The organism is Pseudomonas sp. S3E17 (genome assembly GCF_024168685.1).
GTDB lineage: Bacteria > Pseudomonadota > Gammaproteobacteria > Pseudomonadales > Pseudomonadaceae > Aquipseudomonas > Aquipseudomonas marginalis.
Genome location: NZ_JALJWE010000001.1, coordinates 1,770,244 through 1,788,254 on the forward strand (window position 1 = coordinate 1,770,244; position 18,011 = coordinate 1,788,254).

Here is an 18,011-nt window from a genome sequence, read left to right on the forward strand (position 1 = left end):
TCCCACATTGGTTTTACCCAGGCATCAAGCCGGTTGCAGCACCGATTGACCACTCAACGCCAGGTCCAGCAGTTCACGGTTTGCCACCGCGTACATGGCGTAGTCCGTGCCGACCGCAGCACGGATTTCCACCATCATTGCGACCCAACGATCAGCCATGTCCTTGTGCTGCTCAAGCCACAGGGCCACGCGGGCTTCCATGTCCTGTGGCGCGTCGGCCATTTGCAGGACGGAAATGGTGATCGCCCGCTGCTGCCAATCCACATCGTCGCGGAACGCTTCGCGGGCCTGGGCCTGCCAGTTGTTGGCCACGGGCAGATCGCTGATCTGCTGCAGGTACCACGGCAGGTCCAGGGCGCTGCCGACAGCGAAGTAGGCCTTGGCCACTTCGGCGGCGTCATGCCCGGTCACATCAGCGGCTTCGATGATCGGCAGCAAGGTGTACAGGTGGGTCGTGCCTGCAACCATGCGCGCCAGCAACTCCGGCACGCCGGCTTCGGTGTAGGCCTGGTAGCGGGTCTGCCAGCCTTCGCGGGTCGGACCTTCCAGCAGTTCGTCGAGCTTGAGGCCCAACGCGGCCAGGTGCGGACCGAAGTGCGCGGTGTCACGGCCAGCGTCCTGCTCGTTGCGACGGCTGCGCAGGAACCAGCGCGTGGCGCGACGGCCCAGGCGCATCAGCTCATCCATCAACTGCAATTGCACGTCAGCGGAGACCTGGTGGTCCAGGGCTTCGATCTGGCGGAACCAGTGCGGGAGGTGGAAGATGTCGCGCACGATCACGTAGGCACCTGCCACGTTCGCCGGGCTCATGCCGGTCGACTCCTTGAGTCGCTGCACAAAGGTGATGCCCATGTGGTTGACCAGGTCGTTGGCGATCTGGGTGCTGACGATCTCGCGCTTCAGACGGTGGCGACGCATGGCTTCGCCGAACTTGGCCACCAGGCTCGGTGGGAACGCGGTCTCCATGTCGCGGGTCAGGTAGTCGTCATCCGGTACCAGCGACTTGAGCAGCGCTTCCTTGAGGTCGATCTTGCTGTAGGAGATCAGCACCGACAGCTCCGGACGGGTCAGGCCCTTGCCGGTGGAAGCGCGCTCGGTGAGCTGCTCTTCGGTCGGCAGGTACTCGATGGCGCGGTCCAGCTTGCCACGGCCTTCCAGGTCGCTCATCAGGCGCTTGTACTCGGCGGCACGCTCGTAGGCACGGCGCGCGGCCAGGGACAGGGCCTGGGTCTGCTTGTAGTTGTTGCCCAACACCAGGCTGCCGACTTCGTCGGTCATGCTCGCCAGCAACTGGTTGCGTTGCTTGTCGGTCATGTCGCCGGCCTGCACCACTTCATTGAGCAGGATCTTGATGTTCACTTCGTGGTCGGAGCAGTCCACGCCACCGGCATTGTCGATGAAGTCGGTGTTGGAACCGCCGCCATTGAGGCCGAATTCCACACGGCCCAGCTGGGTCATGCCGAGGTTACCGCCCTCGCCGACTACCTTGCAGCGCAGCTCGTTGCCATTGACGCGCAGCGCGTCGTTGGCCTTGTCGCCTACATCGGCGTGGCTTTCGGTGCTGGCCTTGACGTAGGTACCGATACCGCCGTTCCACAACAGGTCCACCGGCGCCTTGAGCAAGGCGTTCAGCAGTTCGGTCGGGGTCAGCTTGTCGGCCGAAATGTCGAAGCGTTCCTTCATCTGTGGCGAGATGGCAATGCTCTTCGCGCTGCGCGAGAAGATACCGCCGCCTTCGGACATGATGCTGGTGTCGTAGTCGGTCCAGGCCGAACGCGGCAGCTCGAACATGCGCTGGCGCTCGACGAAGCTGGTGGCCGGGTTCGGGTTCGGGTCGATGAAGATATGCAGGTGGTTGAAGGCCGCGACCAGTTGCAGCTTGTCGGACATCAACAGGCCGTTACCGAACACGTCGCCGGCCATATCGCCGACGCCCACCACGGTGATGCTGTCTTCCTGCACGTTGATGCCGCGCTCACGGAAGTGACGCTGCACACCGACCCACGCGCCCTTGGCGGTGATGCCCATTTTCTTGTGGTCGTAACCGGCGGAACCACCGGAGGCGAACGCGTCGCCCAGCCAGAAACCGTAGTCGATGGCGATGCCGTTGGCGATGTCGGAGAAGGTCGCGGTGCCCTTGTCCGCTGCCACCACCAGGTACGGGTCATCGTCGTCATGACGCACGACGTTGGCCGGCGGCACCAGGGCGCCATCCTTGAGGTTGTCGGTGATGTCCAACAGGCCGGAGATGAAGATGCGGTAGCAGGCGATGCCCTCGGCCGCGATCTCGTCACGGCTGCCGCCCAGTGGCAGGCGACGCGGCAGGAAGCCGCCCTTGGCGCCCACCGGCACGATCACCGAGTTCTTCACTTGCTGGGCTTTGACCAGGCCGAGCACTTCGGTACGGAAGTCCTCTTCACGGTCGGACCAGCGCAGGCCGCCACGGGCCACGTTGCCAAAGCGCAGGTGCACGCCTTCGACGCGGGGCGAGTAGACGAAGATTTCAAACTTCGGCACCGGCTTGGGCAGCTCGGGGATCGCGCGCGGGTCGAACTTGAAGCTGAAGTACGACTTGTTCTGGCCGTTGGCGTCGGTCTGGTAGAAGTTGGTGCGCAGGGTGGCCTTGATCAGGTCGAGGTAGCGCCGCAGGATGCGGTCTTCGTTGAGCACCTGGACGTCGTCCAGGGCCGTGAGGATCGCTTGTTCCAGGCGTTGCTGCTTGTCTTCCAGGTCATCGGCGGTGAGCTTGCGCGCCAGGTAGAAGCGGGTCTTGAACAACCGGGTCAACTCGCGGGCGATGTCGGTGTGGTTGTTCAGGGTGCTGGCGATGTAGCCGAGGTCGAAGCCCAGGCGGATCTGCTTCAGGTAACGGGCGTAGGCACGCAGCAGCGCGACGTCGCGCCATGGCAGGCCGGCGGTAAGTACCAGGCGGTTGAACGCATCGTTCTCGGCGTCGCCATGCACGATATGCACGAACGCGTCCTGCAGGGTGTCGTTGAGCTGCTGGATGTCCAGGTTCACGCCTTCGGCGGCGATGAACGCAAAATCATGGATCCAGAACTCGCGGCCGTTGGCATGACGCAGGCGGTACGGGAACTCACCCAGCACGCGCAGGCCGAGGTTTTCCAGGATCGGCAGCACGTCGGACAGTGCCAGTGGGGTATCGGCGTGATACAGCTTGCAATGCAGCTCGCGTTGGCCGGAGACCTGGCCCAGGGGCTGATAGAAGCTCATCACCAGCGGGTTGGCTTCGGTGAGGCTGAGCAGGTGCTGCATGTCGACCACGGCCGAATGCGCAGCGAAACGCTCGCGGTAGCCGGCCGGGAAGCCTTTCGGGAAGTCCGCCAGCACGTTGGTGCCGTGGGCTTCGCCGAAGCTTTCCACAACGAGGCTGGAGTAGTCGTCCTGCCAGCTGCGGCAGGCCTGCACCACTTCTTTTTCCAGTTGCAGCGGGTCGATGTCCAGGCGGTTCTTCGGGTCGACCCGCAGAATCAGCTGCACGCGCGCCAGCACGGACTCGGAGAAGAAGGTCCAGAATTCGCAGTCCGAGGCTTTCAGGCGATCCATCAGCACTTGCTGGATCTTCTGGCGCACTTCGGTGGAATAGATGTCGCGCGGCACGTAGGCCAGGCAGTAGCAGAAACGACCGTACGGGTCTTTGCGCAGGAACACGCGGATCTTGTTGCGTTCCTGGATCTGCACGATCGACATCACGGTGCTGAACAGCTCGTCGACCGGGGTCTGGAACAGGTCGTCACGGGGCAGCACTTCAACGACTTGAGCAAGCTCCTTGCCCAGGTGCGCCTTGGCCTGGAAGCCCGAGCGACGCTCGATTTCCGCGACCTTGCGGCGGATATACGGGATCACGCGTACGCTTTCGCCGTACACCGACGAGGTGTAGAGGCCCATGAAGCGGCATTCCTTGATCACCTTGCCGTCGGCATCGATCTGGCGGATCGACACGTAGTCCGGGTAAGCCGGGCGGTGTACACGGCTCGGGTGCGCGGCCTTGGCGAACGACAGCACGGTAGGCTCGCGCAGGTACGACACGGCGTAGTCTTCGATGCGCAGGTCGTCGGCGGTGAGGCCGGCGCGCAGCAGCTTGGTCAGACCGAGGAACGAGCCGGCGTCATATTCGATATGACCGCCGTCCGCCTCGTCACGTACCACGAACTCTTCATAGCCGAGGAAGGTGAAGTGGTTGCCCACCAGCCATTCCAGGAAGTTCTTGATCTCGGCTTTTTCTTCGCCGTCGATGCCAAACGGGCTGGCGTCGATACCGTCGAGCAGCTCCTGGACCTTGGCCTTCATCGGTTCGAAATCGGCCACGGCCACGCGCACTTCGCCCAGCACCTGCTCAAGCTCTTTGCTCAGCACGTTGAGTTCGGCGGCGTTGGCGCAGCGGTCGATTTCCAGGTACATCAGCGATTCTTGCTCGATGCCTTCGCCCTGGGTGCCCTTGGGCAGGATTTCCAGCAACTCGCCCTTGCTGCCACGGCGCACGCTGAGCACGGTGGTCTGCAGGGTGTGGATGCTGTAGCCACGGCGGTTCAGCTCGGTGCGTACCGAGTCCACCAGGAATGGCAGGTCATGGTGCAGCACTTCGACCGCAGTGTGGGTCGATTGCCAGCCATGACGTTCGTAATCGGGGTTGTAGACCCGCACTTGCGGTTGGGTGTGATCAAAGCGCTCAAGCAGGCGCCAGGCGGACAGGGTGCAACCGGCCAGGTCGGAAAGGCGACGCTGGGTCAGTTCGTCCAGGGAAATGATGCCGAAGAATTGTTCAGCGAACAGCGCCACTTGTGGCAGTGCCTGTTCACTGATGTGCTGCGCCAGTGCCGCTTGCAGTTGATGCTGGAAGTCGGCCTTGCTGGCTGCGGTGAAGAACGCCATCTGTGGTACTCCGCTTGGGCTTGTTATTGATGGAAGCGTCGCGTGTTATCCCCTGGTGGGGAGACCGTCAGCTCTGTTCGCAGGTAACGAGTTAAGCACCATAAACGAATCAGAGTGACAGGTGGGTGAAGCTGGACAAGACAATGAGGTCACATACAACTTCCATAAGATGCGCACCTTGCCGGGTGACGGTACGACGGGCAGGTCAGGCGCCTGGCACGTGCACATCCGTTGCGCAGCTTAACGAGTGTGGGAAGCCGGGTGCTTGCGGTGCTGCGACATATTCGGTCATCGGTACGCAGGCTTGGGGTTGCGACTTGGGCAACCCGGAATTTCCGGGCAAAAAACCGGCTATTTTCCCACCCCCGAGTACCGAAAATGACCGGTATTGCCCGTCAGGTCATGCGCTGGGTCTGACACAGGAAGCAGCACAAAATTCGCCGCAATGGCACAATTGCCTACGCAACGCCCTACCTCAGACAGGATTCCCCATGCTGCAACTGAAAACCGACGCCCTGATGGCCACCCCGTGCGACGACGAAGAAGACAACATGGCCATGCTCTGCTGCCACGGCAGGAACGGCGAGATGTTCATGCTCACCCGCTACCCCGACGAAGACGAAGTGGAACTGACCTGGGACTACGAGCCGTCGACCCTGGATGGGCTGAAAGTCACCCTCAGCGACACGACATTGCGGATAGAGCTGGCGGCGGGCGATGCCGATGCACTGGGCGGCAAGGACCAATTGGAGATAACCCACGCCACCGCCGCAGCGGAGATGGCAGAAGTGGAACAAACCCTGCAGAACATTCTCAAGGGCACCGGCACTTTCATTCGCACCTGACACCGACAGCCTGAACCCCTGACCACTCGTCGAGACTGTTATTTCTAACAGTTTCCGGGTCTGGGTTCTGAGCCTTAGCTCAATGGACAAACACTTCATTGACAGGGTATTCGAATGAGATCAATCAACTGCGGCCTTGGTGCGTTGCTGTTTCTGGCGATAACACCGTTACCTTTTTCCGCGAGCGCAGCAGCGCCCGGCTTTACAGACTTGATCGTCAGGATCAAAGCGTCTCCAGATAATCTCAGGCCCCCCAGCGCAGGCCTAAGCGAACTCCAGAAACTGGCGCCCAACCTGATTCCCGCGGTGCCACCCTCCAACTCGCAGACAACTGAAAGCCTGCAAGCCTTGCAACGGCATCGACTGGACCGCTACTTCGTCATCGACACGCGCCACCTGACGCGCCAGCAGGCGCAAGCACTACGCCTTCGAGTCAGGCAGATCCCTGGCGTGGAAACCGCAGAGTTCGAACCCATGATCGGCGATATGCGGGGTGATAACGGTACTCCCATCAAAGCACGGGCCGCCGACGATGTTCCCGATTACACTGGCCGCCAGAACTACCTACAGGGGCGAGGCGCGGTCGCGCCCTACATGATCGGCGGGGTGAACGCCATCGAGGCGCGGGGAACCGAAGGTGGCGATGGTCAGGGAATGCGGGTTATTTCCGCCGAAATTGACCACTGGTCCTTCGAGCATGTAGACCTGCCACCGCCCTACACACAACTGCACTCGCCGACCCAACCGGCGCGCGTCGGCGCCCACGACACCGCCAGTGCCGGCATTATTGCATCCAGGGAAAACAGCTTTGGCACCACCGGCATCGTGCCGCATGCACAACTTGGCTACTTACAGTGGGGGGCCGTGCGACTCGGGGAAATGGCCCAGCGCCTGCAAGCCGGGGATGTCATGCAATTAGGCGTGCACTACCTGTACGGTGACAATGATTTCCCAGCCGATGTGTGCACCAAAGATTGCTATATGCCACTTGAAGACGACGACCTGGTGCGCGACACCATTGCGTATCTGACGGAAGAAAAAGGCGTGCACGTAGTGCTGGCAGCGGCCAATGGCAATATCAACCTGGACCACCCTTATTTCGACGGTCGCTACGATCGCAACCTTTTCGATTCAGGTTCCATTTATGCAGGTGCCGTCGACCCGGGGACGGGTTTGAGGGCAACCTTTTCCGAGTATGGCAGCCGCGTCGACCTGTTCAGCTGGGGAGGCAATGTCACCACCACCACCTGGAGCCGTGCCAACCCCACCAAAGGCTATACCCATACGTTCAGTGGCACCTCGTCAGCCAACCCCATCATCGCGGGCGTCGTCGCGTCGTTGCAAGGCGTCGCTCGGGCCAATGGCCTGGGCAATCTCCCACCCAAGGCATTGCGCGCACTCCTGGTCTCTACGGGGTATCCGCAAATCAACGGCAACCACACTGAAATAGGCGTGCAACCGGATCTGGATGCCGCGATCAAAAAAATGCTCGGTGATGGCAATGATCGCCCACCGACGGGGCGCCTTGCCCTCCCCGAATACGCCACCTCGGGCCAAACCTTCAGCGCTCGCGTGTATGCCGAGTCCCCCGCCCAAAAACCGCTGATGTATCGCTGGGAGGCACCAGATTTTATCCCACCGGCGGCGAGCACCGCTTCGTTGTATTTCCTTGCGCCGAATGTGACCGAAGACACCCCTGCCTCCATTACAGTGAAAGTGTCCGATGGCACTCATACCCTCGAGTTGACCGAGCCCATCACTATCACCCCCGCTGAAGCCTCGGGTTCCCCATCAACTGCCGACGGCCAGCGATGATTCAACCCGGGGGGCGTGCCTTCGCCTTCATCCCCCCCGTTGCCGGGCGGCGGCGGGGGCAACCCCCGCTGCAATCTGCATAGCCTGCGTAAAAACCCCTTAGTCGCCACCCGGCCAATGCATTAAAGTATGGACCCCCGCTTCAGGTGCGCTGTACAGCACCCAGGCTCTTCTTTCCAGGAACCGTCATCGATGGAACATCGTGAAGCGCTGCTCGCGCTGCGAACCTTTCTTTCTACGCAGATTCTCGGCCAGGAAAAACTCATCGATCGCCTGCTGATCGCCCTGCTCGCCGACGGCCATATGCTGGTGGAAGGCGCGCCGGGCCTGGCCAAGACCAAGGCGATCAAAGAGCTGGCCGAAGGCATCGAAGCGCAGTTCCATCGTATCCAGTTCACCCCCGACCTGTTGCCCGCCGACATCACCGGCACCGAGATCTATCGCCCGGAAACCGGCAGCTTCGTGTTCCAGCAAGGGCCGATCTTCCACAACCTGGTGCTGGCGGACGAGATCAACCGCGCCCCGGCCAAGGTGCAATCTGCGCTGCTGGAGGCCATGGCCGAGCGCCAGGTCAGCGTCGGGCGCAGTACCTACGACCTGTCCCCGTTGTTTCTGGTGATGGCCACGCAAAACCCCATCGAGCAGGAAGGCACCTACCCGCTGCCGGAGGCCCAGCTCGACCGTTTCCTGATGCACGTCAAGATCGGCTTCCCCGACGCGGCCGTCGAACGGCGCATCCTGCAACAGGCCCGTGGCGAAGCCCTCAACGGCGAAACCAAGCCCGAGCGCCGCGTCAGCCAGCAGGCGATCTTTGCCGCGCGCAAGGAAATCCTCGGCCTGTACATGGCCGATGCGGTGGAGGAATACCTGGTGCAACTGGTCATGGCCACCCGCACCCCGGCCAAGTTCGATCCCGAGATGGCCGAGTGGATCGCCTACGGCGCCAGCCCCCGTGGTTCCATCGCCCTGGATCGCTGCGCACGCGCCCATGCGTGGCTGGCCGGTCGCGACTTTGTCAGCCCGGAAGACATCCAGGCGGTGCTGTTCGACGTGCTGCGCCATCGCATCATCCTGTCGTTCGAAGCCGAAGCGGCCGGGATTGACCAGGACCGTGTGGTGCAACGCATTCTCGACGTCGTTGCCGTCGCTTGAAGTCGATGAACGCAAGCGTAGGGGTGCGCGTCACGCTCAGCGAGCTGATCGAGATGCGCCACCGCGTGCGCGAAGTGCAGCTGTTTTCCACGCCAAGCCAGCGCAGCCCGCTGATCGGCCTGCACCACTCCAAGCTGCGCGGGCGCGGTGTGGACTTCGACCAGGTGCGCGTGTACCAGGCCGGCGACGACGTGCGCACCATCGACTGGCGCGTCACCGCGCGCACCCAGGAGCCGCACACCAAGCTGTTCCACGAAGAACGCGAACGGCCGATTTTCATCATGGTGGAGCAAAGCTGCCGGCTGTTTTTCGGCTCGGGGCAGATGTTCAAGTCAGTGCTCGCCGCTCAAGCCGCCAGCCTGATCGGCTGGGCCGCGTTGGGGCATAACGACCGCGTCGGCGGACTGGTGTTCGGCGACAACGAGCACTACGAAATCAAGCCGCGCCGCAGCAAGCAAAGCCTTCTGCAATTGCTCAACCGCCTGGTGCGCGTCAACCAGAGCCTGGACACCGAAAGCCGCCCGGAGGCCGACGCCCTGGGCATGGCCCTGCGCCGTGGCCGCGAAGTGCTGCGCCCCGGCAGCCTGGTAATCGTGATCTGCGACGAACGTGCCCTCACCGAGGGCGCCGAGCAGCAATTGAGCCTGCTGTCACGCCATTGCGACTTGCTGCTGTTGCCGATCTCCGACCCGCTGGACCACGCGCTCCCTGCCGCCGGGCTGCTGCGTTTTGCGCAGCGTGGGGCGCAATTGGAACTGGATACCCTGAATTTCGATTTGCGCCAGGCCTACAAGGCCCAGGCCGAAGCGCGCATCGCCCGCTGGGAACTGCTCGCGCAGAAACTGCGAATCCTGTTGATGCCCCTGAGCACCCAGAGCGAAATGGTCGAACAACTGCGCGAATACCTCAACCCGCAACGCCCGGTTAAAAAGCAATGAGCAGCCTCGACCAACTGCAACCGCTGATCGCCCCGCCGCCCATCGGCTTCTGGCCGCCCGCGCCGGGCTGGTGGCTGTTGCTGCTGGTCATCCCGCTGCTGGGTTGGGGGTTGTGGTCGCTGCGCCGCTTCTTGCCGACTCGACGCCCCCTGGCCCGCGCCGAACAACCGCTGGACCCACTGCGCATCGCCGCCCTGGCGGAATTGGCGCTGATGCCCAAACCCTACGATGGCGCGCCCGCCGGTGCCTGGCTGCAACAGCTCAATGGCCTGCTCAAGCGCCTGTGCCGCAACGACTATCCCTATAGCCAGAGCCATACCCTCAACGGCCGCAAATGGCTGGCATTCCTCGACAACCGTTGCCCGGCCGCCGGCCTCACGCGCTGGATGGTGCTGGTGGAGGGTGCCTACAAACCCGAATGCAAACTCGACGACAAGGCCATCGCCGGCCTGACCCAAGCGGTCGACACCTGGATTCGCAAACATGTTTGAGTTCGCCTGGCCATGGATCTTCGTCCTGTTGCCCTTGCCCTGGGTGATGCGGTTCATCCTGCCGGCGGCCGACAGCGGCGAGCCCGCCCTTAAAGTCAGCTACCTCGGCGATCTCGAAAGCCTGGCCCGCCGCCGTGCGCGGGTGAACCTGCCGGGCTGGCGCCAACAGGCGCCCTTCGTGGTGCTGTGGCTGCTGCTGCTGAGTGCCGCTGCGCGCCCGGAATGGCTGGGCGAGCCACTGCCGCTTGCCGCCAGCGGCCGCGATTTGCTGGTGGCAGTGGACGTGTCCGGCTCCATGGACTTCCCCGACATGCACTGGCAGGACGAAGACGTCAGCCGCCTGAACCTGGTCAAGCACCTGCTCGGCGACTTCCTTGAAGGCCGCGAAGGCGACCGTGTGGGCCTGATCCTGTTCGGCAGCCAGGCCTACCTCCAGGCGCCGCTGACCTTTGACCGCCGCACCGTGCGCACCTGGCTGGATGAGGCGCGCATCGGCATCGCCGGCAAGAACACCGCCATTGGCGATGCCATAGGCCTGGCGCTGAAACGCCTGCGCCAGCGCCCTGCGCAAAGCCGCGTGCTGATCCTGGTCACCGATGGCGCCAACAACGCCGGGCAGATCAACCCGCTGACCGCCGCGCGCCTGGCGGCCGAAGAAGGGGTGAAGATCTACCCCATCGGCATCGGCGCCGACCCGGAGCAAACCGGTTCCCTGGGCATCCTTGGCGTCAACCCGAGCCTGGACCTCGACGAGCCGGCGCTCAGGGCGATTGCCGAGGCCACCGGCGGCCAATACTTCCGTGCCCGCGATGGCCAAGAGCTGGAAGCGATCAAGCAGACACTGGACAAACTCGAGCCTGTCGAACAACAACCGACCCAGGCACGCCCGGCGCTAGCGCTGTACAGCGGACCGCTGGCCCTGGCGTTGATCCTGAGCATGTTGCTGGTGATCCAGGAACGCTGGCCGAACAACGCCCTGCAACGCGGGTTCAACAAACTGTCGAGCAAAGGGATCTTCCTGCAACAGCATCCGGAATGGCGCCAGCGCCTTAAACGCCTGCGTCTGCGGAGGCGTCGATGATCGCCCTGTGGCCGCATTGGTTCCGACCCTGGTGGCTGTTGCTGCTGCCGCTGCTTGGCTGGTTGCTGTGGCAACTGTGGCACCGGCAAAAGCGCGCCGGGCGCTGGCAGATGATCCTGCCGCCGGCCTTTCACGCCGTGCTGCTCAGCGGTGGCAACGGGCGCGAAAGCAAATCGCCGTGGGTGTTGCTGGGCCTCGCCTGGCTGTTGGCCGTGCTGGCGTTGCTGGGTCCCAGCTGGCAACGGGTTGAACAAACCAGCCAGAAACCCTCCGACCCGTTGGTGGTACTGCTCGAACTGACCCCGGAAATGCTCGCCACCGACAGCCCGCCCAACCGCCTCGAACAGGCACGGCGCAAACTCTACGACTTGTTGCAGGCGCGCAGCGATGCGCAAACCGCCATCGTCGTCTATGCCGGCAGCGCCCACACCCTGGTGCCGCTGTCGGACGACCTGGCCACCAGCCGCAACCTGCTCGAGGCCCTGCGCCCCTCGATCATGCCTGAGTCCGGCCACCGTGCCGACCTGGCCGTGGAGAAAGCCCTGGACCTGCTCAAGCATGGCGGCCTGGGCCAGGGTCGCCTGCTGCTGGTCGGCTCTTCGCTGTCCAAACAGGAACGCCAGGGCATTCGCCTGCTGCTGCAGGGCAACCAGGCGCCGAGCCTGTCGATCCTGGGCATCGGCAGCCGTGAAGGCACGCCGGTGACCCAGGAAAGCGGCGAATTCCTCAAGGACGAACAAGGCGCGATCCTGGTACCGCGCCTCGACAGCCCGACGCTCAAGGCCTTCGCCAGCGAAATGGGCGGCCGCTACCGGGCCGCACGCCTGGACGATAAAGACCTGCGCCAGCTCGGCGTGCTGGACCCGCCCCAAGCCCTGCGCAACGATGGCCAGTTACTGCACCTCGACACCTGGGCCGACCAGGGTTACTGGCTGCTGCTGCCGCTGTTACTGCTGGCCGCCTGCGCCGGGCGCCGTGGCTGGTTGTTCTTTCTACCGCTGCTGCTGTTGGGCACGCCGCAACCCAGCTATGCCTTTGAATTCCAGGATCTGTGGCTGCGTCCGGACCAGCAAGGCCAATACCTGCTCAAGCAGAAACGCCCCGCCGAGGCCGCCGAGCACTTCCAGGACCCGCAGTGGCAAGGCGTCGCCCTGTACGCGGCCGGCAACTATGCCGAGGCCATCAAGCGATTTGCCGAGGGCAATGACGCTTATTCCCACTACAATCGCGGCAACGCCCTGGCCAGGTCCGGTGAACTCGAAGCGGCCATCGACGCCTACGAACAAGCCCTGGAAGCCCAGCCCGACCTGCAACCGGCGCTGAAAAACAAGGCCCTGGTAGAAGCCCTGATCCAGGAACAGACAGAACCCGAGTCGCAAACGCCGGCAAAAAACGAGGATGACGAAACCACCCAACCCGGCCAAACTGCGCAACCGGGCGCCACTGGGCAAAATGCCACAAGTGCCGAGCAGTCGTCCAAAGGCCAGGGCGAAGCCGGCACCAGCGATACCCAGGCCGGCACCCCGCCGCCAGCCGCTGGCAACGACGTGCCGGGCAGCGAGTTGGGCGATGAGCACACCACCACCCCGCCGCTGCTTGCTGCCGACGCCAACCTCGACGGTGAACACCGCCAGGCCCTGGAACAATGGCTGCAGGAGATCCCGGACAATCCCGGCGAACTGCTGCGACGCAAATTCTGGTACGAACAGCAACAGCATCAGGACAAGACTCGATGAGCCGCCGCACCACCCTTCTGCTTCTGCTCGCGTTGTCGGCAGGCCACGCCCAGGCGGCCAGCCTGGTCGCCAGCGTCGACCGCAACCGCCTCAATTCCGGGGAAACGGTGGAACTGACGGTGGAATCCAGCGATGTCACCCAGTTCGGCAAGCCCGACCTGTCGCCCCTGGATGCGCAGTTCGAAGTCAGCGGCACGCGCCAGCTCAACCAACTCACCACGCTGGGCGGCGATAACCATGCGACCACCCGCTGGATCATTACCCTGCTGCCCAAGCAGAACGGCACGGTGGTGATTCCGCCGCTGCAAGTGGGCGAGTACACAACCCAGCCGATCAGCCTGCAAGTGCTGGAAACCACCAGCCAGGACACTAACGCCGAACTGGCCCCGGTGTTTGTCGAAGCCAACCTCGACCAGACCAGCGTGTACGTCCAGGCCCAGGCACTGTTGACCGTGCGCGTGTACCACTCGGTGTCGCTGTATGACGACAGCAGCTTGACGCCGTTGCAGATCCCCGATGCCCGTGTCGAACAGTTGGGCGAGTCGCGTACCTATGAAAAGGTCATCAACAGCATTCGCCATGGCGTGATCGAAACCCGGTACGCGATCTACCCGCAGCACAGCGGCACCCTGGAGATTCCCTCGCAGACATTCAGCGCCACGCTGGTGGAGTCGCGTCCGCCCCAGGAAAACACGCTGCAGGGCACCAAGCCCGGCAAGCTGATCCATGTGAGTTCGGCGGCGCTGCCACTGGCGGTCAAACCCAAGCCCGCGCTGTACCCCGTCGATGCCCCCTGGCTGCCGGCTCGCAGCCTTACGCTCACCGAGAGCTGGAACCCGGAGCCGGAACATGTACAAGTCGGCGACTCCCTGACCCGCAGCCTGACCGTCAAGGCCGAGGGCCTGTCCAGCGCCCAACTGCCCGCCCTGCCCAGCACCGACATCAATGGCCTGCGCCGCTACCCGGACCAGCCGGTGCTCGGCAACCAGACCAGTGACCGTGGCCTGATCGGCAGTCGCGAAGACCGCGAGGCCCTGGTGCCCAACCGTGTCGGCGCCCTGGAACTGCCTGCCGTCGAGGTGGTGTGGTGGAACACCCACGAGGACCACCTGGAGCGCACCAGCCTGCCAGCCCGTAACCTGCAAGTGGCCAACAACCCCAGTCTGACGGTGGACACACCTGCCACGCCGACCATCATCACCGCACCGGACGACAGCCGCCTGTGGCTGTGGCAACTCAGCACACTGCTCCTGGCCTGCACCACCCTGCTGGGCTTCGGCCTGTGGTGGCGTGCCCGCTGGCAACCGGCGGTACTGCGTGCAGCGCAAACCGGCCCGAGCCCACGCACCTTGCTCGACGACCTCAAGCGCGCCACCCAGGCCAACGACCCCCAGGCCACCCGCCAGGCGCTGGATGCCTGGGCGCGGCAACAGCCGGAAACCCTGGCGGATATGGCGGCACGGTTTGTGCCGTTGTCGGATGCATTGGATGGGCTCAATGGCGCGCTGTACAGCGAGAGCGGCCAGTACTGGCTGGGCGAAGACCTGTGGCGCGCGATCAAGGCCATCCCGATGGCTGAGCGTGAGCAGGACCCGGCAACCGATACCACTAGCCTGCCGCCGCTATACCCCAAATAACCTGGATTCAGCCCACGCCACGCAACCCCGTGCCGTGGGAGCGGGCTTGCCCACGAAGGCGGTCTGTCGGTAAAAATCTGCTGCATGTTGATGTGCATCGCCACGTGTCTGCGTGCGGGCATCGACAGGTGTCTTCCATTCATGACTGCCCACTCGTCGCTACTGTCAATTCTGACAGGTGCTGAATCGCATCTATTTGACGCTAAATCCTGTGTACGACCTGCCGCGCGCACTCGCCAGTACGGGTCATTTCGCTACTCACAGGACGCCTGATCATGGATCAAGAACAGCTCTCCAACCCGCGGCTGCCCGCCGTATGCCCGCCCTTACATCCTGAACCGGGGTCTGACGACATTTTCGACCTGGCCACCCCCGAATACCACGCACCCGTGCCGTTTTCCGAGCTCCCACTTTACATCCCCGGCATGACCACGCCTGTGGTCGGCTTCGACGGTGGGATCAACCTGGCCGCCCTGGACAACCATCGCGACGAGGGTCTGCTGTGCATCCTGTTGCCCTATCTGGACATGACGCAACTGGATTTCATCGAGCTGTTCTACCGCAATGTCATCACGCCCGTGGCGACTCACACGGTGACCAAGGAACAAGCCGACAAGGGCATACAGATCCCGTTGTACATCCCCCGTACGCGGTTTACAGACGGCCCCGTGGAACCGGTTTTTTTCCGGGTTACGCGAGTGCTCGGCGGAACGGAGGAGACTCGCCGCTTCAGGCTCAAAATCGACACTGTAGCGCCTGCCGGGCCGGATCCGATACCTAGCGAGCCGTGGCACTCCAACCTGGGCGCGCCCGAGCCGGATACCGACTTCGTCGATGAAACAGCAGCCGGTCTGGGAGTGAAGGTGGCAATTCCCTTCTACCCCCTCGACATCAACAGGCCCGCCAACACCTACCGCACGGTGCGGGACCGCATTCGCCTGAGCATTGGCGGATTTATCCTCAACCACCGGGTCACCGAAGGCGAGGCAGACGGCCGCGAGCCGATTGTAATCTGGGTGTATGCGGGCACCTGGGCGCAGATCGGCAGCGGCTCCCACGTCTGCGAGTACGAAGTCGTCGATGAGGTGGGTAACTATTCCCCAGGCTGGTCACCGGCGGTGCTGATCGAGGTCGAGCTGGATGACGGCGCCGAACCGCTGCTGCCTGAGTGCTACATCTACGAAGCACCTGCGGACGTCCTTGATGTGGACGAGCAGATGGGGGCAGACGCCACCATCGAAGTCTCCGTTCATCGCTTTGACTATGTGGTCGGCGATCTGATTCGGGTCAGGGCTATTGGCCGCAATGCGCAGGGGGTGAGCGTCACCACCTACTACGAACACCGCGTCACGGTTACCGGGCGCAATGCCCGCATCCCCTTCCCGTTCGAGGATTTTGCCCCACTGGTGGGCGGGCGTGTGCAATTGTCCTATGAGCGCATACGCGCTGGCGTTCCAAACCGGCGCTCGCACACGACTATCGTGCAGGTCACCGGCACACCGATCAACATCAGCTTGCCAGCACCTCGCGTGGACGAGGCGCCGGACGGCGCCACCCTGCCGCCGGAATCGGCATATGTCACCGTAAGAATTGACGAATACACAGGCCAGGACCCTTTCGACCTGGTCACCCTGTTCCTGGTTGGCGTGTATGCCAACGGTTCGCGGTATTACCGCGAGGTTTACAACGCGGCCGGTGAGGGGCCTATCACCTTCCGGTTGGTGAACGGGATCAACGGCGATATCGCCAAACTCGAAGGGGGTACCCTCAGGTTTTCTTATACCGTCACTAACGCCCAAGGAACTCGCCCCTCGCAGGATCTGCTGCTCGATATCGGATTACCCCAGGCCTCGTTGCCTGAACCATTCGTGGAACAGGCACCGCCTCCCGAGTATGTGTTCGATCCAGACCAGTCAAGCGGTGACGCACGCATCCTGGTCCGGGCACACACCGATATACAAGACGGCGACATCATCACCTTGTACTTCGAAGGTAGCGCCAGCGGCGGCAGTGCGCCCCCCATCATCTTCCAGGTATTGCCGCACTGGGTTGGCCGCGACGTGCCATTTACCGTCCAGCGCCAGTATGTTCTGGCCAATCTCAACGGATCGGCGCGTATTTACTACACCCTCACCCGTACGGGTGCACGCACGCGGTTATCCCATCCCGTCGTGATGAAAGTCGGTGCCATGCTGACCTTGGATGTACCTGAAGTGCTGGAAGCCACGAAGACAGGCCCGACGACTGCGCAGATGAATCCGTTGCATATCGATCAAACCGCGGTGTTCACCATCCGCGTGAGGTATGCGCCGATGCTTTATACCGATGACATCACCGTCTTCCTGTTCGGCAAGCCCGGTTTCGCGATACCGGCCATCAAACCGAAGCCGGGCGACCCGTCCTTGGGGTATGTTGATTTCTATGCCTCCGGCAGGAATATCGCAGCTCATCTGGGGCAGGTACTCAGAGTGGGCTATAGCGTCCACCGCCAGGGAGCCCTCACAAACTCCGAGATACTGGGCTTGCGGGTACTGGCGTTTGATGAGCTGACGCCCAATCCACTTCCCTTTCCAAGGATCAACGACATCGCTCCCGGCGGAACGCTGAACCTCAACACCATTGCCGGCGATGCGACCGCCGCCGTGGCCAAGTGGCCCCTGAGTGCGGCGGGCGATTGGGTGTGGCTGACCTGCAGCAGCGCAGGCGTAGATGACTTGAACCTGTTGACGGCACACCCGCTCACATCAACGGAGGCGGCGAATGGGCTGCATAACCTGCCAGTACTGCGCAGTTGGCTGGAGTCGATCCCCAACAACGGTCCCATCCATGTGACGTTCCAGGCAACATTCGATGGCACCCTGGATGCCGAGAGCATCGTCACCTTTCCGATCACGACATACACCGTTGTGCAACGGAGCAAGCTGTCGATGGAATGGCCTTTCACCACTGGCAGCTGGCACGGCTGGAGCCCAGATGGACAATACAGAGACACAAACAACATCGCCAATGAAGGCGTAGGGCTTGGGATTGGCTCATATACCGACGGGCCTTACAACTTTTCCGGGCCGGTCATCGCGTATACCGTCCAGGTACAAGCCAACAAGACCTATGACTTGAGCTTTTCACTGCGCGCCATACGAGCCACGGGCGCAAACGCAACCAATATCTATCTCACCGTCAATGGCAGCGCTATCGGCTCAGCCGTGAACACACAAAGACAAACGACCTGGCGCACCGGTACTGGCGTCTATACTGCGTCGACCACAGGGTCGGTAAGGCTTGGTCTATACAACACGATCGCCAGTGGCGACGGGAATGACTTCTACATCGGGCAAGTCACGATGAAGGAACGGTAACTAACTGAAACAACTGATCGTTCCCAGCTCGCCCGGGAACGATCAGCCCCCTCCTTCAGGTTTACAG

10 protein-coding genes are annotated in these 18,011 nt (G+C 62.8%); 9 read left to right on the forward strand and 1 reads right to left on the reverse strand.

Translation table 11 applies throughout. The features are described 5' to 3' along the window. Positions 1-24 precede the first annotated feature (24 nt). Positions 25-4,893: an NAD-glutamate dehydrogenase gene (locus J3D60_RS07545; protein ID WP_065942030.1), complete on the reverse strand. Its 4,869-nt coding sequence runs from the start codon at positions 4,891-4,893 to the stop codon at positions 25-27. A 491-nt stretch (positions 4,894-5,384) separates the two neighbouring features. Between J3D60_RS07545 and J3D60_RS07550 the strand changes: the two genes are divergently transcribed. From J3D60_RS07550 to J3D60_RS07590, 9 genes are all read left to right on the forward strand, one after another. After that, positions 5,385-5,738 carry a hypothetical protein gene (locus tag J3D60_RS07550; protein WP_065942029.1) on the forward strand — a complete coding sequence of 118 codons (354 nt, stop codon included), beginning with the start codon at positions 5,385-5,387 and terminating at the stop codon, positions 5,736-5,738. A 114-nt stretch (positions 5,739-5,852) separates the two neighbouring features. Further along, positions 5,853-7,553: a S8 family serine peptidase gene (locus tag J3D60_RS07555; protein WP_253490713.1), complete on the forward strand. Its 1,701-nt coding sequence runs from the start codon at positions 5,853-5,855 to the stop codon at positions 7,551-7,553. A 192-nt stretch (positions 7,554-7,745) separates the two neighbouring features. Further along, entirely contained in the window at positions 7,746-8,705 is a 960-nt protein-coding gene (locus J3D60_RS07560; protein WP_003174327.1) for a MoxR family ATPase, read from the forward strand. Positions 8,706-8,710: 5 nt separating this feature from the next. Further along, positions 8,711-9,643, forward strand: a complete 933-nt coding sequence (locus J3D60_RS07565) for a DUF58 domain-containing protein (RefSeq protein ID WP_253490715.1) — start codon at positions 8,711-8,713, stop codon at positions 9,641-9,643. After that, entirely contained in the window at positions 9,640-10,134 is a 495-nt protein-coding gene (locus tag J3D60_RS07570) for a DUF4381 domain-containing protein (RefSeq protein ID WP_065927988.1), read from the forward strand. Before J3D60_RS07565 ends, J3D60_RS07570 begins: the two co-directional genes overlap by 4 nt. Continuing rightward, a complete protein-coding gene (locus J3D60_RS07575) occupies positions 10,127-11,215 on the forward strand; it encodes a VWA domain-containing protein (protein WP_253490717.1) in 1,089 nt (362 codons plus the stop codon). Before J3D60_RS07570 ends, J3D60_RS07575 begins: the two co-directional genes overlap by 8 nt. Next, the gene (locus J3D60_RS07580; protein WP_253490719.1) at positions 11,212-12,951 is read left to right on the forward strand and encodes a tetratricopeptide repeat protein; all 1,740 of its coding nucleotides are present in this window, start codon (positions 11,212-11,214) and stop codon (positions 12,949-12,951) included. The genes J3D60_RS07575 and J3D60_RS07580 overlap by 4 nt, the downstream gene beginning before the upstream one ends. Beyond that, positions 12,948-14,588 carry a BatD family protein gene (locus tag J3D60_RS07585; protein WP_065942025.1) on the forward strand — a complete coding sequence of 547 codons (1,641 nt, stop codon included), beginning with the start codon at positions 12,948-12,950 and terminating at the stop codon, positions 14,586-14,588. Before J3D60_RS07580 ends, J3D60_RS07585 begins: the two co-directional genes overlap by 4 nt. Positions 14,589-14,863: 275 nt before the next feature. Continuing rightward, on the forward strand, positions 14,864-17,944 hold the full coding sequence (locus tag J3D60_RS07590) for a hypothetical protein (RefSeq protein WP_253490721.1): 3,081 nt from the start codon (positions 14,864-14,866) through the stop codon (positions 17,942-17,944). Positions 17,945-18,011 lie beyond the last annotated feature (67 nt).

Coding starts and splice junctions, on each gene's coding strand:
- J3D60_RS07545 (WP_065942030.1), bottom strand. CDS start 4,893: ATGGCGTTCTTCACCGCAGCCAGCAAGGCCGACTTCCAGCATCAACTG.
- J3D60_RS07550 (WP_065942029.1), top strand. CDS start 5,385: ATGCTGCAACTGAAAACCGACGCCCTGATGGCCACCCCGTGCGACGAC.
- J3D60_RS07555 (WP_253490713.1), top strand. CDS start 5,853: ATGAGATCAATCAACTGCGGCCTTGGTGCGTTGCTGTTTCTGGCGATA.
- J3D60_RS07560 (WP_003174327.1), top strand. CDS start 7,746: ATGGAACATCGTGAAGCGCTGCTCGCGCTGCGAACCTTTCTTTCTACG.
- J3D60_RS07565 (WP_253490715.1), top strand. CDS start 8,711: ATGAACGCAAGCGTAGGGGTGCGCGTCACGCTCAGCGAGCTGATCGAG.
- J3D60_RS07570 (WP_065927988.1), top strand. CDS start 9,640: ATGAGCAGCCTCGACCAACTGCAACCGCTGATCGCCCCGCCGCCCATC.
- J3D60_RS07575 (WP_253490717.1), top strand. CDS start 10,127: ATGTTTGAGTTCGCCTGGCCATGGATCTTCGTCCTGTTGCCCTTGCCC.
- J3D60_RS07580 (WP_253490719.1), top strand. CDS start 11,212: ATGATCGCCCTGTGGCCGCATTGGTTCCGACCCTGGTGGCTGTTGCTG.
- J3D60_RS07585 (WP_065942025.1), top strand. CDS start 12,948: ATGAGCCGCCGCACCACCCTTCTGCTTCTGCTCGCGTTGTCGGCAGGC.
- J3D60_RS07590 (WP_253490721.1), top strand. CDS start 14,864: ATGGATCAAGAACAGCTCTCCAACCCGCGGCTGCCCGCCGTATGCCCG.